This window comes from Rhizobium sp. CB2179 (assembly GCF_057653455.1).
The window spans coordinates 145,224-169,837 of the sequence record NZ_JBYGKR010000006.1 but is presented as its reverse complement, the minus strand read 5'-3'; the positions used below and the strand labels follow the sequence as shown (position 1 = coordinate 169,837).

The following is a 24,614-nucleotide window of genomic DNA, read 5'->3' as shown; positions in this document are numbered from 1 at the left end:
CCGCACCGGTCGCCGTTGACCGATGCGTATCTGAACCTGCAATCGGCGTGCCAATTCTGCAGGATGCTGGTAACAGCTTGAAGTAAAAAGAGAAACCCGAAGAATTCGCGAGTGCCTATACTTTAGGCATGCTTGCTTTGTGCCGAGGTTTTGTGCGACTGCTGCTATGTGCGCGGTCGTGAGAGCGCCTATTTGTGCAGCGCACGCGCGCCGCGCTGTCCCGCAACACCGAAGACTATCGCTCGAATGGCTCGCCGAGCGAAGCGACGCCGTTCAGTTTCAACAGGCGGCGGTCGGCGGAGATGATGCCGAGCACGATGATCGTGACCAGATATGGCAGGCTCGAGAGCAGTTGCGAGGGAAAGTCCAGTCCGGTTGCCTGGGCTGCAAGCCCCATCAGCGAGACTGCGCCGAACAGGCAGGCGCCGAGGAAGATACGGCCGGTGAGCCAAGTCCCGAAGACAACGAGGGCGATGGCGATCCAGCCGCGCCCGGCAATCATCCCGTCGGCCCAGAGTGGTGTATAGACCACCGATGCGTAGGCGCCGGCAAAACCGGCCATCGCACCGCCGAAGGCGATGGCGAGGACGCGGACTGAGATTACCGAATAGCCAATGGCGTGGGCTGCTTTCGGGTTCTCGCCGACGGCGCGGACGATGAGGCCAAGCTTGGTGTAGGCAAATATCGCCCACAGAGCGAGGGTCGCGGCGAGCGAAATCCACACGACGATGTCCTGGACGAAAAGGCTGCCGACAACCGGCAGGTCCGAAAGTCCGGGAAAGGCAAGCTTCGGAAGTCCCCTGACCGTGAGGCTTTCATAGGTCTTGCCGAAAAGCGCGGAAAGGCCCTGGCCGAGAATGCCGATGGCAAGCCCCGCCGCCACCTGGTTTGCCCGGAAACCCAGCGTGACGAAGGCAAAGAGCAGGGAAAGGACCGCGCTGCCGAGCCCGGCGACGACGAAACCCAGGAGATGTCCGCCGCCCTGGTAGACGATAATGAAGGCGAGCACGGCACCGAAGGCCATCAATCCCTCGACCCCGAGGTTGAGGACGCCGGCGCGCTCGGCCACCAGCTCGCCAAGGGCTGCCAGAAGAAACGGTGTCGCAGCCGCGAGCATGCCGGCAAGAATGAACTCGATGGCGTTCATGATGGGCTCCGGTGGGCGGCGCGGCGCCATTCAAGGCGATAGCGCACGAAGGCGACGGCAATCAGGTAAGTGAGCAGCAGACTGCCCTGGAAGACACGGACGGCGGCGATCGGCAGGTTGGCAGAGACCATGGCATTGTCGCCGCCGATATAGATGACCGCCATGACCAGCGCCGAGATCACGATGCCGATCGGATGCAGGCCACCGAGATAGGCGACGATGATGGCCGCATAGCCATAGCCGCTCGCGACCGAACGCTGCAGCTGGCCGAGCGGACCGGCGACTTCGGCGGCCCCCGCAAGACCGGCTGCAAAACCGCCGATCAGCAGCGAAAGCCAGATCGCCCACCCTTCCTTAAAGCCGGCATAGCCGGCAGCTCGCGGCGCCAGACCGCCGACTTGCAGCTTGTAACCGATGAAGCTCCTCTGCATGAAGACCCAGGCCGCAACCGACAAAGCGAGCGTGATGAGGAACGAAACATTGACGCGGGTACCGGCAATCAGGGTCGGTACCATCGCATCGTACTGGAACATCACCGACTGGGGGAAGTTGAAGCCGTTCGGATCCTTCCAGGGGCCGAGCAGCAGATAGTTCAGCAGTTGCGCCGCAACGAGGCTCAGCATCAAAGAAACGAGAATCTCGTTGGCGTTGAGGCGTACGCGCCAGAAGGCGGTGAGAGAAGCCCAGAGAGCGCCGCCGATTGCGCCGAGCAGCAGCATCGCCGGCCAGATCCACTGGCCCGTCGCTTGCGGAAACCAGACCGGAATGGCAGAGGCGAAGATCGCGCCAAGAATGAACTGGCCTTCGGCGCCGATGTTGAAGACCTTGGCGCGAAAGCCGATCGCCAGTCCCTGTGCGATCAGAAGGAGCGGGCCTGCTTTTAGCAGCACTTCCGAAAATGAGGCCCAGGAAAGGAAGGGCTCGAAGAGCATCGCATAAATGACCGCGACAGGGTCACGGCCCATCAAAATGTAAAGTCCGAGGTTGAGCGCGACCGCTATGACAAGTGCTATGACGGGCGCGAGCAAGGTCGCGGCAAGCGAAGCGCGCTCCCGGCGGACCAGGGTGGGAACGAAAGCAAGGGACCAAGCACTCATCACTGGACTTTCTCGGGCGAGGCTTGTGCCCCGATCATGTGTCGGCCGATCTCCTCGGGCTTCGTGTCCCGCGTTGCGAGCGGCGGGCTTAGCCGGCCGTGATGCAGCACCTGGATGGAATCGCAGAGCTCGAACAATTCCTCCAGCTCCTCGGAAATGACGAGGATCGCCATGCCCTGATTGCGCAATGCGACCAGACGGCTGCGGATGGCGGATGCGGCGCCGATATCGACGCCCCAGGTCGGCTGCGCCAGGAAAAGCAATTTGGGAGACAGCATGATTTCGCGGCCGACGATGAACTTCTGCAGATTGCCGCCCGATAGAGTGCCGGCTTCGGCATCCGGGCCGGGCGTGCGGACATCATTCTGACGGATGCAATCATGGGTGAACGCCAACGCACGCGCTTTGTCGACGAGACCGTGCCGCAAAAGCTTGAGCGGATGAGCCGTCAGCAGGCTGTTGAGGACGAGCGACATTTCGGGCACCGCGCCGCGTCCGAGCCGGTCTTCGGGAACGAAGGCAAATCCGAGCGTTCGCCGCGCGGCGGCATCGAGCCTGCCGACATCCATCTCCATCATGTAGATCCGGTCGCGTTGGTCACGCCCCAGCACCGTCTCGCCTGAAATCAACGCGGCAAGCTCGCCTTGGCCGTTGCCCGAAATACCGGCGATCCCTAGGATCTCTCCGGCACGCACCTCGAGGCTGATGCCGGAGAGCGGCACCGCGAAGGGATCGTCGGGCTGATAATCCAACCCAATGATCTCCAGCCGCTTTTCCCCGCCGGACAGTGGCAGGGCCGAGATGGGCGCCGGCATCTCACGGCCGATCATCATGCGGGCAAGGTCATGGGCATCATGCTCGCGCGGGTCGACATCTCCGGTCACCTGTCCGCCGCGCAGGATCGTCGCCCGGTCACAGATCGCCCGGATTTCCTCGAGCTTGTGGGAGATCAACAGGATGGAAACGCCGCCGTCGCGCAGCCGGCGCAGTGTGTCGAAGAGCTTCTCCACCAGTTGCGGCGGCAGGACGGAGGTGGGCTCGTCGAGGATCAGCAGCTTCGGATTGGTCATCAGGCTTCGGATGATCTCCACCCGCTGCCGCTCGCCGACGGACAGCGCATGCACATGGGCGAGCGGGTCGACTTCGAGGCCGAATTCCCGTCCGAGCGTCCGAATGCGTTCCTTGAGCTCAGCCTTGCGGCCCGGCACGACCAGCCGAATATTCTCCAGGACGGTCAGGGTCTCGAACAGCGAGAAGTGCTGGAAGACCATGCCGATGCCGTTGCGCCTCGCCTCGGCGGGGGAGGCGAGGCGCAAAGAGTTTCCTTCCCAGATGACCTCACCGTCATCCGGTTGCTCGACGCCGTAGATCAGTTTCATCAGCGTCGATTTTCCCGCCCCGTTTTCTCCGAGGATCGCATGGATCGATTGCGGCGCCACGTCCAGATCGATGGCCTGATTGGCATGGATCTGGCCGTAGCTCTTCGAAATGCCGCGCAGCGACAGGAGCGGGGTGGTCATGACTTATTTCGGCAGCGGCGTGGAGACGCCCTTGACGTGCCAGTTCATGGCGATGATCTCGGGGTCGGCCATGGTTGCACCGGATGCGACACCTTCGCTGCCGTCGGCCTTGGCGATCGGCCCGGTGAAGGGCGAGAAGCTGCCGTCGGCAACCTTTGCCTCGATCTCCTTGATCTTGGTCATCACGTCAGCCGGAACATCCGCATTCCAGTCGACCACTTCGACGACCTTGTCGGCGACGCCGAGGAACGCATTGGCGCCCTTGAAAGTGCCGGCAAGGTGGGCGTCGACCGATGCCTTGAAGAACGGCGACCAGTCCGTCGAGATGCATCCGAGATAGGTTTTCGGTGCGTACTTCTTCATCGAGGAGTTGAGGTTGAAGGCGTAGACGCCGGCTTCCTCGCAGGCCGAGATCACAGACGGCGTGTCCTGGGCGTTGGAGAAGATCACGTCGCATTTCTGCGCGATCAGGGCTTTGGCGGCTTCCTGCTCCTTGGCCGGGTCGAACCATGAGTTCACCCAGACCACCGAGACCTCGATGTCGGGCTTGACGGCTTGGGCGCCGAGGGTGAAGGCGTTGATGGACGTGATGAGTTCGGGAATGGCGAAGGCGGAGACAGAGCCAAGCTTGCCGGTCTTGGAAAGTGCTGCGGCAGCCATGCCGAGCAGATAGGTACCTTGGAAATACTTGGCGGCGAAGGGCGAGAAGTTCGGAGCAACCTGGAAGCCGGAGGCGTGCAGGACCGTGACGCTTGGATCGCGGCGGGCGATCTGCAAGGCGCCGTTCTGATAGCCGAAAGAGCCGGCGATCAGGAATTTGTTTCCGTCGGCGACGGTCTTGTTCATGATGCGGTCGGCGTCCGGGCCTTCCGCGATATTCTCAAGCACGGTGACCTTTACCTTGTCGCCGTAAGCGGCCCTGATCGGCTCGAGACCGGCGGCAAGCGCATGCCCCCAGCCAACGTCGCCGATCGGCGACGGGACGACGAGCGTGATGCCGAGCGGCTCGTCGGCGGCCAAAGCAAGGCGGCTGCCGAGCACGCCGGCAAGGCCGGTGGCGGCAGCGGCCGTCATCAGGTTTCTGCGGGTCAGTTTGGTCATGTTCTCAGTTCCCTCTTTTGGTTTTTTTAAAATTCCACGGTGGATAGTGCGGCCTCGGCATCGGCAGCCAACTTGGCTTCGTCGAGCCCGGGAAATTCGCCCTTCTGCCAGACGACGCGGCCATTGATCATGGTCATGTCCGTCGCCATGCCGATGCCGACGCGGGCAATCAGGCTCAGCGGATCGTGGCGCGTGCCGACATAATCCATACGCCGAGTGTCGATCGCAAACAGGTCGGCAGCCATGCCGGGCGCGAGCCGGCCGATATCGCGCCGGCCGAGCAGGCTGGCGCCGCCTGCCGTGCCGTAGCCGAGAAAATCGACCGGCGGCGGCACGGGATGGGCACGGCTGGAGGAGACGAGGCATTGCAGCATGTAGGCGGAATGCAGGCAGTGCATCAGGTTGGAGTTGTCGTTGGAGGCCGCGCCGTCGCAGCCGAGGCCGACACGCAGGCCGAAGGCGGCCATGGCGGGAATGTCGGTGACCTCAGCGCCGACCAGATAGACTGGTTCCGGGCAATGCGCGACACCGGTGCCGCTGGCCGCCATCTTCCTGAGTTCGTCGTGTGTCAGTTCCCAGCAATGGGCATAGAAAGTATCAGGCCCGGCAAAGCCGAGTTCTTCCAGATAGTCGACCGTGCGCATGCCATGGCGAGCCTGAATGACCGGGCTTTCGCCTTCGCCGACATGGGTATGCATCATGACGCCGCGATCACGCGCCAATGCCACCGATTCCACGAAGGTCTCTGGGTAGCAGTTCACCGGCTGGCACGGCGCGACCACGACCTGGCGCATGCTGAAGGGGCTGGTATCGTGGTAGGTCTCGATCAGCCGTGCGCAGTCGGCGATGAATTCGTCGGTCGTTTCCAGCATCTCGTTCGGGATAGTCGAGCCTTCCGACTTCGGCAGGGTATTGCCGCCGCGGCCGGCATGGAAACGCATGCCGAGCAGTTCGGCTGCTTCGAACTGGCGGTCGATCAGCCGCTTTCCGGCGTGCCGGGGGAAATTGTATTGGTGATCTAAGGCCGTGGTGCAGCCATGCTTGACCATCTCGGCCATCGCCGTGACGGAGGAGTGGTAAAAGCACTCCTCATTGAGCTGCGAAAAGATCGGGTAGATGCGGTCCAGCCACTCGATCACCGAGAGCTTCGTCCAGTCGAGATCGGCACGGTTGCGCACGAAGCACTGGAAGAAGTGATGATGGGTGTTGACGAGGCCCGGATAGACGAACCAGCCGGCAGCATCCTGAACGGTCGTGCCGGCAGGCAGCGCGTCCGCCCCCAGATTCTTACCGATCGCCATAATCGCCGGACCGTTGGTCAGGAGATCGACATTGCGATGGGCGACCGGCCCTTTGCCCTCGTCGACGATCACGGCAGCGCAGTTCTTCAGGAGATATCCAGCCATCTCACGCCTCGCCCGGTTCGATCTGGGGTTCGGGCTTCAACTCGTGTAGTCGGTGAATGCCAGGCATTTCGATAAACTTGTCGAGGGCGCGCAGCGCCCGGGACCAGAGCCGGATCGCAGGATAAGCATCCAGCGTGACGCCCCCATCGGGCGCCAGCGCCACATAGGGAAAGCAGGCGATGTCGGCAATTGTCGGCCGGTCGGCGGCGAGGAAACGCATGCCGCGAAGACCCTGCTCGACAAGCCCGGCTTCAAGCTCGCGAAGGGCGGCGATGCCCTGGGCCTGCAGCGCGCCGATATCGCCCGGCCGCAGCAGCATTTCATGGAGCCGCGCACCGCCGAGGCTTGCCGTCAGCCGGCCGGAGAACGACAGCCATTGCTGCACCCGCGCCGCTTCCTCGGCCTTGACGCTGCCCAGCCATTCGGGTGCTGCCTTGGCGGCGAGATAGACGAGGATCGCCGACGACTCGGTCAGGATCAGGTCGCCATCCTCCAGGATCGGAATGGAGCCTGCCGGATTGAGTGCAAGCAGCTCGGGGCCTCGATGCTCGGCGCCGGGATGGAAATCTACCGGGCGCAAGTCAAGCTTCACGCCGGTCAGCGCCGCCATCAGGCGCACCTTGTAGCAACTGGGCGAGAGAATATAGTCGTAGAGCTTCATTGCGCCACCAGCTGTGCGCCGTAGGTATAATTGTGACGCTTCAGCCAGCGCCGGTAAGCGATCGATGTCAGATCGGCCCGCGTCGGAATTTCCATGCCGGGGTCGAGCGGCAGCAGCCGCGGGATCTGGTTTTCGAGGATCGAACGGTCCTGCAGAAAGATCGTCTGCTGGAAGTGGATGAGGTCGGTCATCGCGGTCTCATCATCGAAGAGCGCCATCCATGGCCAGACGTCGCAGAGGTCTTCGGCCAGCGGCTGCACGAAGAGCGTGATGACATCCCATTCGCTCGGGCGCGGCGGGCAGGTCTTGTAAAGCACGGAGCAGGTGGGCGCCGGCACGCGGTACATGTATTCCGTCGTGATCCCGCCACTTGCCGACTTGGCGGCCTGCGGCTGGTAGAATTTCACCTGCGTTGCCCAGACCTCGTCTTCTTCCTCGCGGATCTCGACCTTGTAGTTCTGGACCTCGGTGTGCGGCTCCGCGCCGAGAATGTCGGTGTGGACGAAGGGGAAATGGGCGATGTCGAGGAAGTTCTCGACGGCGCGCAGCGGCGAGCAGCGCACGCGCACCACGCCGACATCGACGAAGCGGCGGCCGGGCTGGTCAGCCTCGGGAATGGGGAAAAGCTCCTTCTTCGGCTCGCCGAGGGAGGACCAGACATGACCGTAACGCACACGCACCGGCAGAACACGGCCGTCTCTGCCCGTCACCTTCGCATTGCCATCGGCATCGCGTGCCACTTCGATCGGCTCGCCCATCAACGCCGTCGTGCGACCAGCGCTGTCGAGCTGACTGAAAAGCCCGACAGGATACCATTCGTCGATCATCGCCTGCATGGTCATTGCGCGATATCCCTCTGAAGACCCTCAGCCCGGCGGCGCAGGCTCTCGGCGACCCGTGAGGCGCCGATGCCCGCCTCCGGGCCGGTGTCACCCTTCAGCAGCACATGGATCAACGTCTGTCCGTCTTCCCAAGCGGATAATAGCAGACAGACGACCCCGGTGGATGCGTCGATTTCGACAAGACCGTCAGGGCTCGTCTTCGCACCGGCCGCCGCCTCGATCGCCGCGATGCCGGCGAATGCCGTCAGCGAACGCAAGGGAGTGAGGTCATCAAGCCTCGGTGGCTTCGAAGCGGGCGCACCCACAGCCACCCAGATCACGTTATCTGTTTCCTCGACGTCATGGGTGGCGACGCGGATTGTCTCCGGTGGCGTCAGGCCTGGATGAGCCGGAATGCGGAGACAGTTTCCGGCCTGGCCGTAGCTCCAACCGTGATAGATGCAGGAGAGCGTCTCGCCGCGCACGAAGCCGTGAGACAAGCGCATGCCACGATGCGGACAACGATCCGCCGATGCCGATATGCGCCCCGAAGCGCTGCGCCACAGGGCAATCGATCCGGCTGTAGTCCGTGCCGGTATGACGGTTCCGGCCGGCAAATCCCGGGAAAGGGCGACTGGCGTCCAAAAGCCGGTCGTAGCGGATGGCATGACTAGAGTTCCCAAATAAATCATATGCTTGCCGAGCACGTCCCACCTCGGCATCGAGGCACTTCCGCTCAACCTTATCAGGTTTGCATAATTATTTCGCATTGGCAACAATGAGTAAATAATATGCACGGGGGAAATGTGCCACAGCCCGGCACTAGGTCCTTTCGCCGCTGATCGCCGTGCGATCTATCCTCTCGACCCACACGTCGATGGGCCCGAGAGAGCATCCCATCTCCATCATGTCGATCAGCTCCACCGGCCCAGCAACCTCAAGTTCGATCCGCATGGAACTCGTATGAGATATGGTGTGCGAAAGCCCAAGCTTGGCGGCATGGCGCCGGATCCAGGGAACGAAGGAGGCCACCTCGAGATCACCGACAATCGTCATCCGTTCTAGAAGGTCGCTTGTATCTTGTCCCATGCTCGCCCTTGTTTTCCTACATCATAGCGCCTGAATGAACTTCGGGAAGGGGTCGCCGTCAAGGCGAGAATATGGTGTCGGAGTTTCCTTTGCAAAGCCCTGCGGCGGCATACCAATTCCCCGCCACCGTATGGCTGCGCCGCTGGCGACGCGACGTATGGAAACAACTCAGGCTGCGTGATGGCACAGCCTAGTCGGGCGAGCGACCGCCAGTCAGCATTGCGACAAAAGCCGTGACTTTGGGTGTGCGGAACCGAGCTGCCGGATAGACGACATAGATTCCTCCGGCCGGCAGGCTCCAGTCCGGCAACAATCTTATCAGTCGGCCAGCGTCTATATGCTCTCCAGCCAGAAAATCCGGCAGCACGGATATGCCCGCCCCCGCAAGCGTGGCCGCGAGAACCGCAGGCGTCGAATTGCTCATGAGGCTCTGTTGCATCCGCACGGTGCGCCTGTCGAAATCGCCCTGGATAAACCTCCAGGTCACCGGCTCCTTGAGGGCCAGATTGGCGATAAACGGCTGGCCCGCCGCATCCTCTGGACTGTTCAAACTGAGCGTGGCGGAGAAGCTGGGAGACGCCACAAGAAACTGCCGGAACGAACCGATCCGTCTCGCTTGGTGACTGGAGTCATCGAGCCAACCAACGCGGATCGACAGATCGATCTGATTGGCGAGCAGATCCATCTTCGTATCGGCGAGCAGAAGCTCGACCCTGCAAGCGGGGTACTTCCGGATAAAGGATGCAGCAATCGGAGCGATCGTGCTCGCACCATAATCATTGGGCGCAGCAATGCGTAGCATGCCTGTCGGCTCGGCATTTGCGCGGGTGATTTCATCGACCGCGTCCTCGGCTTCGCGGAAAATCAAGACGCAGCGCGCGTAGAGAAGCTTGCCGGCCTCAGTCGGCTCGACGCGTCGTGTTGTTCGGAGGAGCAAGCTGGTTTTCAACTCAGCTTCCAGCCGCGCAACCTGCTGGCTGACGACCGTCTTCGTGATTGCGAGGCGCTCGGCAGCTTTCGTGAACGAGCCGGTATCGACGACGGCTGCGAAATAGGCCAGCCGATTGAGGTTGACAGCCTCCATAACCTTCTTCCATTTGATTGTAAGTTTTTGACATACATTCTGTCACATTTAACAATATTTATCACTCAATAAAAGTGCACTATCTGTTGTCCATCGCTCAAGGATGGTCCGATATGCATCTTACCTATCTCTACGATCCGCTTTGCGGCTGGTGCTATGGTGCGGCGCCCGCGCTCGACAAAATGGCCAAGCTTGACAATCTCACCGTCGAGCTTGCGCCCACCGGGCTCTTCGCGGGCGAAGGCGCCCGTCCGTTGGATGAACGTTTCGCAGCCTATGCCTGGCACAATGACCAGCGGATCAACCGGCTCACGGGGCAGGTCTTCAGCCAGCTCTATCGCGATCAGGTTCTCGGGGGCGCAGACGGTATGTTCGACTCCGCCCCTGCGACGCTTGGGATCATAGCCGTCGGGGTGACGCAACTCGACAGGGAAGGCGATGCCCTGAAGGCACTTCAAAGCGCTCGCTATGTTGACGGCCGCAATACCTCGGAGATCGCTGTCGTGGCCGACGTTCTCGATCAGGCCGGCTTTTCCGATTCCGCCGCTCGTGTCCGGGCTCCGGACGAGGCTCTGCTCGAAATCTATCGCAACAGGATCGGGAAGTCCCGCCAACTCATGGCTGCATTCCGGACGGATGGTGTCCCGGCGCTTTTGGTCAGCGACGGCGATAAGCGCCGCGTGCTGCGCAGCGATGCCTTGTTCGGCGGCTTTGACCGACTTGCTGCCGAGCTTCAGGCAGCGTGATCGTTCGTTTTCAGCAGACCGTTCCATGAACTACCGACCTGCGGGGGGCAACCCTCACGGCAGCAGAAAATCGAAACTGGCGAACATCGGAGACAACCATGTATTCAAGGAGAGAAATCATGAAAACCACCCTCGCAGCCGGCGCCGTTGCCGTTTTTGCGCCTGCCGATCTCGGCAACGCGGCCGGATCAAAGCTGGCCTGGAAGCACTTCCCCGCCGGTCAGAATGGCTTCTTTCGCGCTCCGGTGCTGCTGACCGGCGCCAGCGAAGCGTTGCTGATCGATGGCGGGTTCACCTATCCCGACGGCCGTGCGCTGGCGGAGGCGATCAAGGCCACCGGCAAGACGCTGACCGCAATTTATGTCAGCCAGTCCGATCCAGACTATTACTTCAGCCTGAAGCCGGTCCTCGAAGCCTTTCCCGGCACAAAAGTGCTGGGCGCTTCCGATACGATTGCAGCGATCAAGGGCAATATCGAGAAAAAGCTTGCCGTTTGGGGGCCGCAGCTCAAGGAGAACGGCCCGCAGACCCTTGCAGACATCGTCATGCCGGAAGCCTTCGACGCTCCAAGCGTCACAGTTGATGGCGAAACAGTCGAGATTGTCGCGGCCGAAGCAGGGTTAAGCAATCGCCGGTACCTGTTCGTGCCATCGCTGAACGCCGTTTTCGGGGGCGTCATGATTTTCTCCGGCGTCCACGTGTGGACGGCCGACACCCAGGCTCCGGAGCAGCGTGCCGCTTGGGTGGCCACCCTCGACAAAATCAGCGCTCGCAAGCCAACGATTGTCGTTCCCGGCCACATGACGCCGGAAGCGGCAACCGATCTGTCCGCCGTCGAACACACGAAGAGCTATCTGCTCGCTTTCGAGGAAGAACTCGCCAAGGCAGCCGATTCCGCTGCGCTGAAGGCCGCCATGGAAGCCCGCTTCCCCGGTCTCGGCATGGGGGTTGCGCTCGACATCGGCTCCAAGGTTGCTAAGGGAGAAATGAAGTGGGGCTGAACGGCCGATCTTCAAATTGATCCGAAGGGCCCGGGAGGGCCCTTCATCTCTGGGAAGGCCGCAAAAGTGGTGATGCAGTCGTCAGCACTTAAATGGCGCTTACCATGTGTCGTCGAAGTTCGAATGAAGGCCGATAGCGTAGTTCCATAATTCAGCTTATGCCACTTTACACAATCTTAGATTGCATATATTTTCTCCGTTGAACTGCGAAAGATCCGTCAAGCGACGCCCAAATAATGATAATCTCAACGGAACTACACACGCTGGAGAGGATTTTGACTTCCTCTTCCCCTCTTAACGTGAGGCGGCACAAAGCCGGCGTTGCCGGCCGAAAGCCGAGGCCGCCGCACGAGATGACGAGGGAGCTAGGCGGAGGACTAACGAAAATAGTTGATTGCCGCTCTCATCTTTAGTACCGACCTGTCACCCGGTTAAAGGAAGTCACGTGGCTATACTCCCGATGCAAGATCCGCCTCGAACGGCTGAAACTTTTGTCGCCGAAAATATAGGTCTTTTGATAGAGCGGAACGAAATTCTCTGCGACGTCAGTCTTAAATTTCCGGCAGGAGAAGTTGTCGCACTCGTCGGCCACAACGGCTCCGGCAAATCCAGCCTTCTCAAAATGTTGGCTCGCCAGCTTGCGCCGAGCACGGGATCGATCTTTTACGGGAACCAGGATCTGAGGATGTATAGCGAACGCGCCTTTGCGCGTTCGGTCGCATATCTGCCCCAGGATGTCACGACCGGATCGGAAATGACGGTCCGCGAGCTTGTGGGATGCGGTCGTTATCCGTGGCACGGAGCGCTCGGCCGCTTCACCAGGAACGACGAAGAGAAAGTCGAGGCAGCCCTTCGAGCCACGCATATCGAGACGTTCGCCGGCCGTATCATGGGGACACTATCGGGCGGCGAGCGGCAACGTGCCTGGATTGCGATGCTGATCGCCCAGGATGCTCGCTGCCTGTTGCTCGACGAACCGACTGCGGCACTCGACGTTGCGCATCAGGTCGAGGTGCTCTCGCTTGTGCGACGCTTGGCGCATGAGGGCGGAAGGAGTGTCGTCATCGTGCTCCACGACATCAACATGGCCGCGCGCTTCTGCGATCGGATCCATGCATTGAAACGCGGTCGCGTGGTTGCCAGCGGAACACCGAGCGCGATCCTCGCGCCGAATACGCTGCAAGCGATCTATGGGATCGACATGGATGTGATCTCCGCGCCCAATCTGCCCTATCCACTCGCCTATGTTTGCTGAGGCCGGCCGTTCTATGGGGTTTTCGCGGCGATCCTTTTTGCAGTTCGCCGGGGCCTCGCTCATACCATCTCCGCTGTTTGCACAGTCGATGGGCCTGAGGATCATCAGCCTCGACTACGGTCTTGCGTCCACTCTTTTATCCCTCGGATTGCCTCCGGTCGGGATTTCGGACCTTGCCGATTGGGACAGATGGGTTGTCGAACCGCCGATGCCAAAATCCGTCGTCGATATCGGCAGTGCTTTCGAGGTCAATTTTGAAATTCTCGTCACGCTGAAGCCCGACATTATCTTGACCACACCCTACCTGGATGAGCTGTTGCCCAAGCTGCAGGCGGTGGCGAAAGTCGTTCGGCTGGAAATCTTTACGCCGGGCATTGGACCTATTCTTACCGCTGCCATCGCGGCAACGCGTAAATTGGCCATTGAGCTTGGACGTGAGAATGAAGCAGAGCAGTTCCTGGCGCGCGCCGACGTCTTCTTTGCGCAATGCCGCAGCCGCCTGGTGGGCAAGAACCTGCCGCCGGTCGCCCTGGTGAACTTCATGGATGCCCGCCATGCCCGCATCTACTCGAGCCCCGGACTGTTCCACAATGTGCTAGAGCGCATCGGTGTCCGGAATGCCTGGACCAGAGAGTCGAACTACTGGGGCTTTGAAACGATCGGCATTGAAGATCTCTCCAAGATTACCGATCCGGACGCGCGTCTGATCGCATTTGACCCGATTCCTCCGGACGTTCTTCCGAAACTCGCTCAGAGCCCCCTGTGGAACAGGCTTTCGTTTGCGCGTCCAGGCCATCTGTCGATTCTGCCGCCAGCCCTGATGTTCGGGATGGTGAACGAGGCCATGCGTTTTGCGGGCCTTTTGACAGATCTTCTGGAAAAGGAAGCTTGATGGTATCCCGCCGCGACAATATCGGGCCAGCAATTGTCTTCCTCCTCCTGATGTGCGGTGGAGGCGTAGCAGCGTGGTTTCTTGCCGCTCCTGCGTTGTCAGAAATCGCCCGACCGGATTACGATGTCACGCGAATGGTGTTCACCTATTCGACGCTTCCCCGCCTCGCGACGGCGCTGATTGCCGGAGGCGCACTTGCCCTGTCCGGGGCGCTGTTTCAGCAAGTTTTGCGAAACCCGCTCGCCGATCCTACCACCCTCGGCGTGTCCGCCGGCGCAAACCTGGCGCTGGTGGTAACATCGTTATTTCTCCCCGACCTGCTTGGCGCCGGCCGCGATCTTGTCGCTCTGATTGGCAGTGCGACCGCTGCTGCGATCGTCGTCAGCTTGGGGGCGCGCCGTGGTTTTTCGCCTTATTCGCTTGTTTTGTCGGGGCTGGTTCTCAGTCTATGGTGCGGTGGCCTCGCTGCCATCCTGACCTATTTGAACCAGCGCTACCTCTCGAGCCTGTTCATCTGGGGCGCCGGCTCGCTGGCACAGCAAAGCTGGGTCATTCCCTTGTCGCTTCTTTGGAAGTTGGCCGTCATCGCCATCGGCTGCGCGTTCGTGATGAGACCGCTTTCGCTGCTCGATCTTGGCGAGAGCAGTTCCACGGCACTCGGCGTCAGATTGGTCCGCCTGCGTTTCGTTGTCGTCGCCCTTGCCGTCGCGCTTGCTGCATTTGTCACGAGCGCCGTTGGGGTCATCGGTTTCATTGGACTGGTCGCGCCGACGATTGCGCGATTGTCCGGAGCACGGCGTCCCGCGCAGCTCATCCTTTGGTCTCCCCTGATCGGCGCCGGACTGCTGTTCTTCGCCGACTCCATCCTGCAACTTGTCGCCGGCGGACTTGGTGATTTCTTGCCGACGGGGGCGGTGACGGCCATCTTCGGTTCGCCGCTGCTTCTCGCGCTCCTGCCGCGGCTGAAGATCCGTCATAGGCTACAGCAATCGCCGGTGTTCAGACGGCCACGTCGATGGGATGGAACCCGACCGGTCATCGTCGCTGCCGCCGGCCTGCTCGTCCTGTTGATGGTCAGCGCGTTTCTCGGACGCGACAACGGCGGCTGGGCTTTTACATCAGGCGAATTTTCGGTCGATGTTCTTGCGATCAGGATACCTAAAATCCTCGCCGCCCTGACATCGGGCGCCATGCTTGCGGTCGCGGGCTCGATCCTTCAGCGGCTGACCGGAAACGAAATGGCAAGTCCCGAAGTTCTGGGGATCAGTGCCGGCGCGACCTTCGGTGTTGCAATTGCCCTGTTTGCCGTCGCTCCAGGGTTTTCCGGGCAATTTGCGTTTGCCGTGGCCGGTGCGATCAGCGTTCTTTTTGTCATCTTCGTCAGTTCCCGGCGATCGGCGTTTGCGCCTGAGCGAGTCCTGCTGGCGGGCATTGCCTTAAGCGCGATGGTCGATGCCGTCGTCGGCGTGTTGAGCTCGACGGGAGATCCGAGAGCAGCGCTGCTGATGCGGTGGATGAGCGGGTCCACCTATCTTATCGACGGGTCGACCGCCGCAATGGAGGTAGCGCTCGGCGCCGTGCTGATTGCCGTCTCGCTCGCCGCTCGCCGTTGGCTTGACATCCTTCCGCTTGGGCCGTCGCCTTCGGCGGCGGTCGGTATACCCTTGGCGAAATCGCGATTTGCGCTTTTTGGCCTTGCAGGATTGTTGACGGCTGCCGCGACGCTCACGGTTGGCCCGTTGTCATTTATCGGCCTCATGGGACCTCACCTTGCGCGGGAGGCGGGATTGGCCCGCGCGCTGCCGCAAATGGTTGGCGCCGCTCTGATCGGAGGGGGGCTTATGGTTGCGGCTGATTTCGTCGGCCGCACGATCGTATCGCCCTACCAGATCCCGGCCGGTCTCGTTTCCGCACTCATCGGAGCGCCGTTCTTGATGCTGATGATGCGGAAGCGCAGTGCCAGCTGAGGGTTATGCGTAGGGAGGGGCGGCCATGAGGCAGGCACCGCAGAGCCGTGGCTGTCATCGCGGCAAGAAAAACCCGCCATCAATAGGAGCGTTTTGCTCCGTCAGCGAAGATCCGCAGACAAGCGGCCCCGACAACGGCAGGGATACCGGCGCGATAGTTCGGCTTCTCCGCGGATAATTGCTTCTTTCGACGCTCAGAATGCGGACGCCGCCTTGATTGGACAAAGGCGGCGTCCGCCACTTTACCAGGAATACTTCAGCGTGCCGACGACCTTACGCCGATCGCCGTAGAACTCAGTTCCGTAATAGCTGGTGGCGAGATATTTATGGTCAAACAGGTTCGTTGCATTGACGGCCAGCGTCACGTCCTCGGTCACCTTGTAGCTGACCGCGGCATCAACGAGCGTATAGCTGGAAAGCGACACCGTATTTGTATCGTCACCGTAGGTTTGACCGATATAGCGGACACCTCCCCCGATCGTCAGGTCACCGCGCCATCCGTCTCCCGGAATCGTGTAATCAAGCCAGGCCGATGCCAGATGTCGCGGCACGCGGGAAGGCCGGTTACCGACATTGCCGCCTGTCCCGTCTTCGCGGATTTCAGCATCCCAATAGGAATAAGCAAGCGTGAGATTGAGCCTGTCATTGATTGCGGCTTTCCCTTCAAATTCGATGCCGCGCACACCGACCTTGCCGATCTGCTCCTGCACCAGAGGGCTGACATAGCTCGGCACATTGGTTTGGGTAAGATCAAACAGCGCCAAGGTGAAGAGGCCGTCAAACCCATCCGGCTGATATTTGAGGCCAACTTCGTATTGTTCACCCTGCTGTGGTTTCAACGAGCCCGTCACAGCGTAGCCGTTTGCGGTCTGCGCGACTAGCGGCTGGAAGCTTTCCGAATAGTTCGCATAGGCTGCGAGGTTCGGCGTAAATTTATACGTCAGTCCGGCCCGCTTGGTGAAAGCTGACGCCGTGTCGTCGTCGCTTGTCCCGCTATCGAGGTAATCCGCGGTCGTGTGAACCTGGTCCCATCGTCCGCCCAGGGTAACGATCCATCGATCGTCGAACGTCAATTGCTCCTGAGCATAGATCCCGAGCGCCTGCTGTTTGACGCGCCAGTTCACATAAGGGCCAAGGTTAATGCAGGAAAGACCGCAATAGACCGGATTATCAATATCGATCGGCCCCGCCGTGCCGAACAGGATGTTTTCGCGCGTATTGTCACTGGTGTAATCAACGCCGACCAGCGTCTTGCTGTCGATCCCGTCCCATCCGGTATCGTACTGGAGCTGATTGTCGAAGGCGTAGCGGTTGGACGTGCCGTCAACCGAGAACGCCGTTCGATTGGCCGTCGGGTCCAGCGATGCGCCATAGACTTCAGCATAATCCAGGCTCAAATGTGTATAGCGAGCGTTGGAGCGGAAGGTCAGGTTGTCGTTGATCTCGTGCTCGAACTGATATCCGATGTCGACCTGCTCCGTATTGAAGCGATTGAAGTCCGGTTCGCCGAGGAAGGTGTCGACATCGATATTTGCACCGGTCGGAACGCCCCGTGCGCCCGTTCCATCGCGTTTATAGTAATCGGTCAGAATGGTGAGCGAGGTCCCCTCGTCCGGCTTGATCGTCAGTGCCGGTGCAATGTAGGTGCGGTCGTCGTTCGAATAATCCAAGCCTTGGTCACCGTCCTTGGCAAGTCCGGTAAGCCGGTAGGTCCAAACGCCATCGGCATCGATCGGGCCGCCGAAATCCGCACCCACTTCCTTGGTGCCATCCCCATAAGACGTGTACACTTCGCCATGCTTCTCATCCAAGGGACGCTTGGTGATCGCATTGACCAGTCCCCCCGGGCCGTTAAGGCCAAAGAGGGTCGAAGTCGATCCTTTCAGGACCTCGACGCGCTGAAGACCATAGGGTTCGAGGCGGCTGGCCGTGAACCAGGCAGGAATGCGCGCCGCCAGTCCATCCCGATAGGTGCCGAGCGCCGTCTGATCGAAGCCGCGAATTCTTATATAATCGTAGCGATCGTCGTTTCCGAACTCATCCGAAAAGACGCCGGCGGTATAAGCGACCGCCTGCTGAAGATTGTCCACATGACGCTCTTCCAACTCTTTTTGCGTCACCACCGACACGGACGCAGGGACATCGACGACCGGAGTATCTGTTTTGGTGCCTGTGGCGGTATCCTTGGCAACGATGGTGCGATCAGGGCCAACCACACGATCCGACTTGCCGGTTATGACGATCGGGGCCAATTGCGTCGCCTCTTCCGCCGCATTGTCTTGGGCCCAGCCGATGCCTACCGATCCGAACGACACTGTCATCAAAGCGCTGCTCGCAATCAATCGGCTTGTGAACACACGCAACTTTCCCTGTAGTCCTACTGTCATACTATCCCCTGTCAGACCAATATCGAGCAGCGTGACGGCCGCCCCTCCGGCCACTGCAGCGAGTCCGTTTACTCAAACAGGAGAATTGGAGTCAACTTAAAAATCCCGCTTTTGTGACCATCTTTGCTCCTGGTCGGGACCATGAGGTTTAGCGGCAACACGGAGAAGAGGAGGTAATCCCAAACGCCATGAGGCGCCGACCTTGACGAGTGCACGCGCAAGGACGTTCGTCTCAAGGACGATCGTCTAACCGCCGGATTTATTCACCGATGAGGCCCCTTGCAGAAAGCGTCACATGTCGGTCAACTTTGGACGGCGAATGCGATGCCAACCGCACGATTCACGGCCGCTGCAAGAACGGACATGTGGGTCTCACCGGCATAGAGCTCGAATTCGGTACGCAATCCGTCGGCAGTGCCGTTTAATCGCTCCGCCATCTCCCGCGCCAGGAGGACGGTCCGTTCCGTCTTCCTCTTCTCCAGGCGGGCAGTGGCATCCTCGTTCCGGTACTGGAAGGGTGCCAGCTCATCGCCTTCGTATTCTCCGGCGGACAAATGCAGGAAGGGTGCATTGCCCGGCGCGTCTTGACGCTGCGCTTCATTCTTGAGGATTTCACTGTTCTCCCAATAGATGGTTGGGCTGGCCGCAATCCAATTGGCAAACAGACCTGGGCGCTCGAACAGGGCATAGAGAGTAAAGAGGCCGCCGAAGGAATGTCCGAAAAGCGATCGGCGTATCGGATCCAGGATCACCATCTCCGCAATCCGCGGTAAAAGCTCGTTCTCGATGAAATCCACCAGCTTGCCGGTTCCTCCGATGACAACCGGCGGGCCGCCCTCAACGAACGGCGGATAGGATTTGACCGGCGGCGGCCCCAGGTCCCAAGACCGGCGAAGCGGATCATAGGGCTCGTCGGAGGGGTAGCCGATCGCCGCGATCACCCCCCAACCGACATTCGTTCCCGTGGGGTAAGGTGCCTGCGTGACCAAGCTGGCGGCCGCGAAGGGGAAAGTGGCGTTGCCGTCGGTCATGACGAGAAGCGGCCATCCTCCCGCCGGCGGTTTCTCCACCGGAATGGAAAGGAATATGCGATAGGGCTCGCCGCCCGCAGCAGGAGCCAGATCGAAAAAAAACGTTCCGGGCATCGAATAAACGCTGATGGGATTGGTCATGAGAAAGTTTTCTGATGGTTGGGAGAATAGGAGAAGGGAAATTGCTGTCGGTGCGGTGCACCGGTGAACGCTTAAAGAGGATCTAACCTCGTCCGGACATGATATGAAGACCCGGAGCTATCGAGCCGCATTTCGATCCCACGGATGAATTCACAGGGCCCCAATTCAAACATCTCCGAACACCGCTCAGCCGACGTCTGTTTCCCAATTCTCCCAAATTTGCAACCCCGAGGCAGCAGCGGGAACCACACGTTAGGGGCTTGGTAGAAGAGCCGTTGGGACTGCAGAGCTACCGCTCCACTCAAACACGACACTTTCCAGGATAGTCGGTATCCGGATCGGGTCTACCTCAGATATGCAGCGCGCTTCCCAAAGCTTTCAGCGCCGCTTCCATCACCGCTTCGCTGCGGGTCGGATGCGCGTGGATGGTGCCGGCGATGTCTTCCAGGCGTGCACCCATCTCGATGGCCAGCGCAAAAGCCGCCGAGAGTTCGGAAACCCCGGCTCCGACCGCCTGCAGGCCGAGCACGAGATTGGTGTCGGCCCGGGCTACGACGCGCACGAAGCCCTCTTCGGACAGCATCGTCATCGCCCGCCCGTTGGCGCTGAACGGAAACTGGCCGGTGCGAATTTCGTAGCCTTGCGCCTTCGCCTCCGGCGGCGACAGGCCGGCGCTGACGATCTCCGGGTCAGTGAAGCAGATGGCGGGAATGCATCTTTTGTCCCAGGCCCGCTTCTTCCCGGCGATGATTTCCGCCACCATCTCGCCTTGCGCCATGGCCCGATGGGCAAGCATCGGCTCGCCGGTTATGTCTCCGATCGCATAGATCCCGCGCATGGACGTGCGGCAGCGGTCGTCGATCCTCAGATAAGGCCCGGCACGATCGAGATCGAGCTCTTCGAGACCGGATCCTGCGGTTCTTGGGCGGCGGCCAACGGTAACGAGGATGCGGTCCGCCGGCAGGGTCTGCTGCCGGCCATCAGCCGTTTCGACGATCAATGCCTCTCCATTGTCGGCAAGGCCAATCGCCTTCGCAGCCGTCAACACCCGGATACCGCCTTCGGTCAACTTGCGCATGACGGGGCGTACCAGCTCGGCATCATATTGCGGCAGCACCTGTGGCGTCGCCTCGACGATCGTCACATCAGACCCCATCTTGGAAAAGGCCGTCCCGAGCTCCAGCCCGATATAACCGCCGCCGACGACGACGAGTTTTTTCGGAAGTTCCGTCAGCGACAGTGCCTCTGTCGAGGAAATCACGCGGCCGCCGAAAGGCAGGTTCGCAAGCTCCACCGGATCCGAACCGGTGGCGATCACCACGGTCTCGGCGCGGATGATCTGCTGGCCGGTTTCCGTCTCCACCTCCACCGTCTTGCCATCGCGGAAATGGGCTCGGCCGTGGACGATCTTGACTCGCGCCTTCTGCAGCAGCCCCGAAACACCGGTCGTCAACCGGCCGACGATCCCGTCCTTCCAGGCAATCGTCCTCATGAGATCGATCGAGGCGCCTTCGACGCGGATGCCCATCGGGTTCTTGCCGGCAAGCATCTTCTGCGTCGCATCGAATTCCTCGGCCGCATGGATCAACGCCTTGGAGGGAATGCAGCCGACCGTCAGGCAGGTGCCGCCCGGCTTGCCGGCCTCGACGATGACGGTATCGATGCCGAGCTGTCCGGCGCGAATGGCGCAGACATAACCGCCCGGACCGGCACCGATGACGAGGAGCTTGCAGACGATCTCTTTCATGGATCTCAGCTTTCGATAAAAATGAGCGCAGGCGTTTCGATGAGCGTGCGGATGCGCTGCACGAAGTTTGCCGCATCCCAGCCGTCGATGATGCGATGGTCGAAGCTGGAGGAGAGGTTCATCATCTTGCGCGGCACGAACTGCGTGCCGTCCCAGACCGGTCGCGTGGCGATCTTGTTGACGCCGATGATCGCCACTTCGGGATGATTGATGATGGGTGTAGAGACGATGCCGCCAAGCGCGCCGAGCGAGCTGATGGTGATGGTGGAGCCGGACAGCTCATCGCGTGTCGCAGTCCCCGAGCGCGCCGCTTCCGCCAGCCGGTTCATCTCGGCGGCGCAATCCCAGATGCCACGGGCTTCGGCATGCCGCACCACCGGCACTGTCAGACCCGCCGGTGTCTGCGTGGCGATGCCGATATGCACAGCACTATAGCGCATGATGATGCCGGCATCGTCGTCGAAAGTGGCGTTGACGTCAGGCTGCTCGGAAATCGCCTTGACCAGCGCCCGCATCAGGAAGGGCAGAACCGTCAGCTTTGGATGATCAGGCCTGCGATCGCCGTTCATGGTGGCGCGCAACTCCTCAAGCGCGGACATATCCACTTCCTCCACATAGGTGATGTGGGGGATGCGCGAGGCGGAAAGCACCATCTTCTCGGCAATGCGGCGGCGCAGGCCGGTCAGCTTGATCTCCTCGGTCGCCGTCTTCCTGGCAAAGCCGTTCTTTGCCGTTGCAGGCGCGGTCCCATGGCTTAGGAATTGCTCGATGTCCTCGCGCAGGATGCGCCCGGCCGGTCCGGTCGCCTGCACCTGCCTGAGATCGACACCGCTTTCCCTGGCGAAGAGCCGCACGGAGGGCGCGGCAAGCGGCTTTTCCGCCGGCGCCGGCGCAGGAGTTGGCGCTGCCGGAGCGGGTTTTGCAATCTCGGCCTTGGGCGTTTCGACAATCGGCGTCTGCGAAATCCCAACAGACTGAGCCTCGCCGACATCTCCCGCCGTCTTGATCCGCACCATCGGGGCCTTGACCGCGATACGGTCTCCGACCTCGCCGGCAAGCCAGGTGACGGTACCATTGACAGGAGACGGAATTTCCACGGTGGCCTTGTCGGTCATGACGGCGGCGATCACCATGTCCTCACGGACGGGATCTCCCGTCTTCACATGCCATTCTACGATCTCGGCCTCGGCGACCCCTTCCCCGACGTCAGGCATCTTGATGATGAATTCGCTCATGGCTCAGGCCTCCATGACTTCGGCAAGCGCCCGCCCGACACGGCCGGGACCGGGAAAATAGTCCCACTCCTGCGCATGCGGATAGGGCGTGTCCCAGCCGGCAACACGCACGACTGGCGCTTCGAGATGATAGAAGCAATGTTCCTGCACCAGTGCTGCGACCTCGGCGCCGAAGCCGGATGTCAGGGTTGCCTCATGCACGACGACGCAGCGTCCCGTCTTCGAGACCGATTTGACGATCGTATCGAGATCGAGCGGCAGCAGGCTTCTGAGATCGATCACCTCGGCATCGATGCCGGCATCTTCGGCCGCAGCAAGCGCCACATGTACCATGGTGCCGTAGGCGACGACCGTCACCGCCGATCCCGCGCGCCGCACTTCGGCTTTGCCGATCGGGATGGTGTAATGGCCATCAGGCACCTCCCCGAGGTCATGTTTCGACCAGGGCGTCACCGGCCGCTCGTGATGGCCGTCGAAGGGGCCGTTATAGAGGCGCTTCGGCTCCAGAAACATGACGGGGTCGGGATCCTCGATCGCCGCGATCAGCAAGCCTTTGGCATCATAGGGATTGGACGGCACGATCACCTTCAGCCCGCAGACATGGGTAAAAAGCGCCTCCGGACTCTGGCTGTGCGTCTGGCCGCCGAAAATGCCGCCGCCGGTCGGCATGCGCACGACGATCGGGCAGGTGAAATCGCCGTTGGAACGGTAGCGGATGCGCGCCGCCTCCTGCGTCAGCTGGTCATAGGCCGGATACATGTAATCGGCGAACTGGATTTCGACACAGGGTTTCAGCCCATAGGCCGCCATGCCGATCGCCGTGCCGACGATGCCGGATTCGCTGATCGGCGTATCGAAGCAGCGCGTTCTGCCGTATTTTGCCTGCAGGCCCTGGGTGCTGCGAAAGACGCCGCCGAAATAACCGACATCCTCGCCGAAAACGACGACATTGTCGTCCCGTGCCATCGAGACGTCCATGGCGCTGCGCACGGCCTCGATCATCGTCATCCTGGCCATATCAGTACCCCGCCTTCTGTCGCTGGCGGCGGATATGCGGCGGCATCTCGGCATAGACGCCCTCGAAAATGTCGCGCACCGAAGGCCTGCCGCCGGCATGCAGCGTGCCATGCGCCTCTGCCTGGCGCTGCGCCTCGATCACCTCGTCCATGATTTCGGCTTCGGCCTGCACATGCCGTTCCTCCGACCACGCACCCTTGACGATCAGATGTTTCTTCAGCCGCAGCACGGGATCGCCGAGCGGCCAGGCCTCCGATTCCGTCTTGGGCCGATAGGCGCTCGGATCGTCGGAGGTCGAATGCGCGCCGACGCGATAGGTCACATATTCGATCAGCGTCGGGCCGAGATTGCGCCGCGCGCGCTCTGCCGCCCAGCGGGCGACGGCATGGACGGCGAGATAGTCGTTTCCGTCGACACGCAGCGCCGGAATGCCGAAGCCGAGGCCGCGCGCCGCGAAGGTGCCGGAGCCGCCGCGGGCGATGCCCTGGAAGGTGGAGATCGCCCACTGATTGTTGACGATGTTGAGAATAACAGGCGCCTTGTAGGTCGAGGCGAAAACCAGCGCCGAGTGGAAATCCGATTCCGCCGTCGATCCGTCGCCGATCCAGGCGGCGGCAATGCGGCTGTCGTTCTTGATCGCCGAGGCCATCGCCCAGCCGACAGCCTGCACATATTGGGTGGCGAGATTACCCGAGATGGTGAAGAAGCCATGCTCCTTGGAGGAATACATGATCGGCAGTTGCCGGCCGCGCAAAGGATCGCTCTCGTTCGAGTAGATCTGGTTCATCATCTCGACCATCGGATAGTCGTCGGCAATCAGCAGGCCGGCCTGGCGATAGGTCGGGAAATTCATATCTCCCGTCTCGAGCGCCTTGCGGAAGGCGCAACTGACGGCTTCTTCACCGAGATGCTGCATGTAGAAGGAGGTCTTGCCCTGCCGCTGCGCCATCAGCATGCGGGCGTCGAAGGCACGCAGCTTCATCATGTTGCGAAGCCCGGTCAGCAACGCCTCATCGGAGAGCGACCCAGCCCAAGGACCGACCGCCTCGCCCTCGCGGTTCAAAACGCGGATGATGGAATAGGCGAGATCACGGATATCTTCGGATGCGACATCCACCTCCGGCCGCGGCACCGAACCGGCCTTGGCAATCTTGACGTTGGAAAAATCGGGCTGACCGCCCGGGCGAACGGCGGGTTCGGGGACATGCAGGCTCAAACGAGCGGAATCCACCATGTCTTTTCTTTCCTCCCTTTGCCGGCCTTGCTCCT

The 24,614-nt window shown here is 61.1% G+C and carries 21 protein-coding genes; 5 read left to right on the top strand and 16 right to left on the bottom strand.

Annotated elements, in window-relative coordinates; translation table 11 throughout:
• Window positions 1-235: 235 nt before the first annotated feature.
• The 10 genes from AC244Q_RS36320 to AC244Q_RS36275 form a co-directional block, all read right to left on the bottom strand.
• Entirely contained in the window at window positions 236-1,147 is a 912-nt protein-coding gene (locus AC244Q_RS36320) for an ABC transporter permease (protein WP_128407704.1), read from the bottom strand.
• A complete protein-coding gene (locus AC244Q_RS36315) occupies window positions 1,144-2,244 on the bottom strand; it encodes an ABC transporter permease (protein ID WP_012760708.1) in 1,101 nt (366 codons plus the stop codon). The genes AC244Q_RS36320 and AC244Q_RS36315 overlap by 4 nt, the downstream gene beginning before the upstream one ends.
• The gene (locus AC244Q_RS36310) at window positions 2,244-3,764 is read right to left on the bottom strand and encodes an ABC transporter ATP-binding protein (protein ID WP_128407705.1); all 1,521 of its coding nucleotides are present in this window, start codon (window positions 3,762-3,764) and stop codon (window positions 2,244-2,246) included. The genes AC244Q_RS36315 and AC244Q_RS36310 overlap by 1 nt, the downstream gene beginning before the upstream one ends.
• 3 nt (window positions 3,765-3,767) lie before the next feature.
• Complete coding sequence (locus AC244Q_RS36305; protein ID WP_012760710.1) at window positions 3,768-4,865, bottom strand: BMP family ABC transporter substrate-binding protein; 1,098 nt, start codon at window positions 4,863-4,865, stop codon at window positions 3,768-3,770.
• A 26-nt stretch (window positions 4,866-4,891) separates the two neighbouring features.
• Entirely contained in the window at window positions 4,892-6,271 is a 1,380-nt protein-coding gene (locus AC244Q_RS36300) for an amidohydrolase (RefSeq protein WP_128407706.1), read from the bottom strand.
• 1 nt (window position 6,272) lies between these two features.
• Entirely contained in the window at window positions 6,273-6,932 is a 660-nt protein-coding gene (locus tag AC244Q_RS36295; protein WP_128407707.1) for a glutathione S-transferase family protein, read from the bottom strand.
• Window positions 6,929-7,774, bottom strand: a complete 846-nt coding sequence (locus AC244Q_RS36290; protein WP_128407708.1) for an aromatic ring-hydroxylating oxygenase subunit alpha — start codon at window positions 7,772-7,774, stop codon at window positions 6,929-6,931. The genes AC244Q_RS36295 and AC244Q_RS36290 overlap by 4 nt, the downstream gene beginning before the upstream one ends.
• On the bottom strand, window positions 7,771-8,421 hold the full coding sequence (locus AC244Q_RS36285; RefSeq protein WP_128407709.1) for a Rieske 2Fe-2S domain-containing protein: 651 nt from the start codon (window positions 8,419-8,421) through the stop codon (window positions 7,771-7,773). Before AC244Q_RS36285 ends, AC244Q_RS36290 begins: the two co-directional genes overlap by 4 nt.
• A 154-nt stretch (window positions 8,422-8,575) precedes the next feature.
• A complete protein-coding gene (locus AC244Q_RS36280) occupies window positions 8,576-8,842 on the bottom strand; it encodes an acylphosphatase (RefSeq protein WP_017997643.1) in 267 nt (88 codons plus the stop codon).
• 190 nt (window positions 8,843-9,032) lie between these two features.
• The gene (locus AC244Q_RS36275) at window positions 9,033-9,926 is read right to left on the bottom strand and encodes a LysR family transcriptional regulator (protein ID WP_012760716.1); all 894 of its coding nucleotides are present in this window, start codon (window positions 9,924-9,926) and stop codon (window positions 9,033-9,035) included.
• Window positions 9,927-10,039: 113 nt separating this feature from the next.
• Here AC244Q_RS36275 and AC244Q_RS36270 point away from each other — a divergent pair, with 113 nt between their 5' ends.
• The 5 genes from AC244Q_RS36270 to fhuB all read left to right on the top strand — a co-directional run bounded on the left by AC244Q_RS36270 (window position 10,040) and on the right by fhuB (window position 15,787).
• Complete coding sequence (locus AC244Q_RS36270) at window positions 10,040-10,672, top strand: DsbA family protein (protein WP_128407710.1); 633 nt, start codon at window positions 10,040-10,042, stop codon at window positions 10,670-10,672.
• A gap of 98 nt (window positions 10,673-10,770) precedes the next feature.
• Window positions 10,771-11,673 carry an MBL fold metallo-hydrolase gene (locus AC244Q_RS36265; protein ID WP_164902377.1) on the top strand — a complete coding sequence of 301 codons (903 nt, stop codon included), beginning with the start codon at window positions 10,771-10,773 and terminating at the stop codon, window positions 11,671-11,673.
• Between the two features lie 460 nt (window positions 11,674-12,133).
• Window positions 12,134-12,928, top strand: a complete 795-nt coding sequence (locus AC244Q_RS36260; RefSeq protein ID WP_128407750.1) for an ABC transporter ATP-binding protein — start codon at window positions 12,134-12,136, stop codon at window positions 12,926-12,928.
• 13 nt (window positions 12,929-12,941) lie between these two features.
• Window positions 12,942-13,820, top strand: coding sequence for an iron-siderophore ABC transporter substrate-binding protein (locus AC244Q_RS36255; protein WP_003555583.1), 879 nt, complete (start codon window positions 12,942-12,944; stop codon window positions 13,818-13,820).
• On the top strand, window positions 13,820-15,787 hold the full coding sequence (gene fhuB, locus AC244Q_RS36250; RefSeq protein WP_128407712.1) for a Fe(3+)-hydroxamate ABC transporter permease FhuB: 1,968 nt from the start codon (window positions 13,820-13,822) through the stop codon (window positions 15,785-15,787). Before AC244Q_RS36255 ends, fhuB begins: the two co-directional genes overlap by 1 nt.
• Before the next feature lie 242 nt (window positions 15,788-16,029).
• On the opposite strand, the gene AC244Q_RS36245 is transcribed toward fhuB, so the two are convergent.
• The 6 genes from AC244Q_RS36245 to AC244Q_RS36220 all read right to left on the bottom strand — a co-directional run bounded on the left by AC244Q_RS36245 (window position 16,030) and on the right by AC244Q_RS36220 (window position 24,579).
• On the bottom strand, window positions 16,030-18,174 hold the full coding sequence (locus AC244Q_RS36245; protein ID WP_128407751.1) for a TonB-dependent siderophore receptor: 2,145 nt from the start codon (window positions 18,172-18,174) through the stop codon (window positions 16,030-16,032).
• Window positions 18,175-18,476: 302 nt separating this feature from the next.
• Entirely contained in the window at window positions 18,477-19,346 is an 870-nt protein-coding gene (locus tag AC244Q_RS36240) for an alpha/beta hydrolase (RefSeq protein ID WP_003555588.1), read from the bottom strand.
• 349 nt (window positions 19,347-19,695) lie between these two features.
• The gene (lpdA, locus tag AC244Q_RS36235; RefSeq protein ID WP_128407713.1) at window positions 19,696-21,093 is read right to left on the bottom strand and encodes a dihydrolipoyl dehydrogenase; all 1,398 of its coding nucleotides are present in this window, start codon (window positions 21,091-21,093) and stop codon (window positions 19,696-19,698) included.
• A 5-nt stretch (window positions 21,094-21,098) separates the two neighbouring features.
• Window positions 21,099-22,328, bottom strand: a complete 1,230-nt coding sequence (locus AC244Q_RS36230; RefSeq protein WP_128407714.1) for a dihydrolipoamide acetyltransferase family protein — start codon at window positions 22,326-22,328, stop codon at window positions 21,099-21,101.
• Between the two features lie 3 nt (window positions 22,329-22,331).
• Window positions 22,332-23,345 (bottom strand): alpha-ketoacid dehydrogenase subunit beta, encoded by a 1,014-nt coding sequence (locus AC244Q_RS36225; RefSeq protein ID WP_017958371.1) that lies wholly within the window; start codon window positions 23,343-23,345, stop codon window positions 22,332-22,334.
• A 1-nt stretch (window position 23,346) separates the two neighbouring features.
• Entirely contained in the window at window positions 23,347-24,579 is a 1,233-nt protein-coding gene (locus AC244Q_RS36220; RefSeq protein ID WP_075225134.1) for a 3-methyl-2-oxobutanoate dehydrogenase (2-methylpropanoyl-transferring) subunit alpha, read from the bottom strand.
• Between the last annotated feature and the right edge of the window lie 35 nt (window positions 24,580-24,614).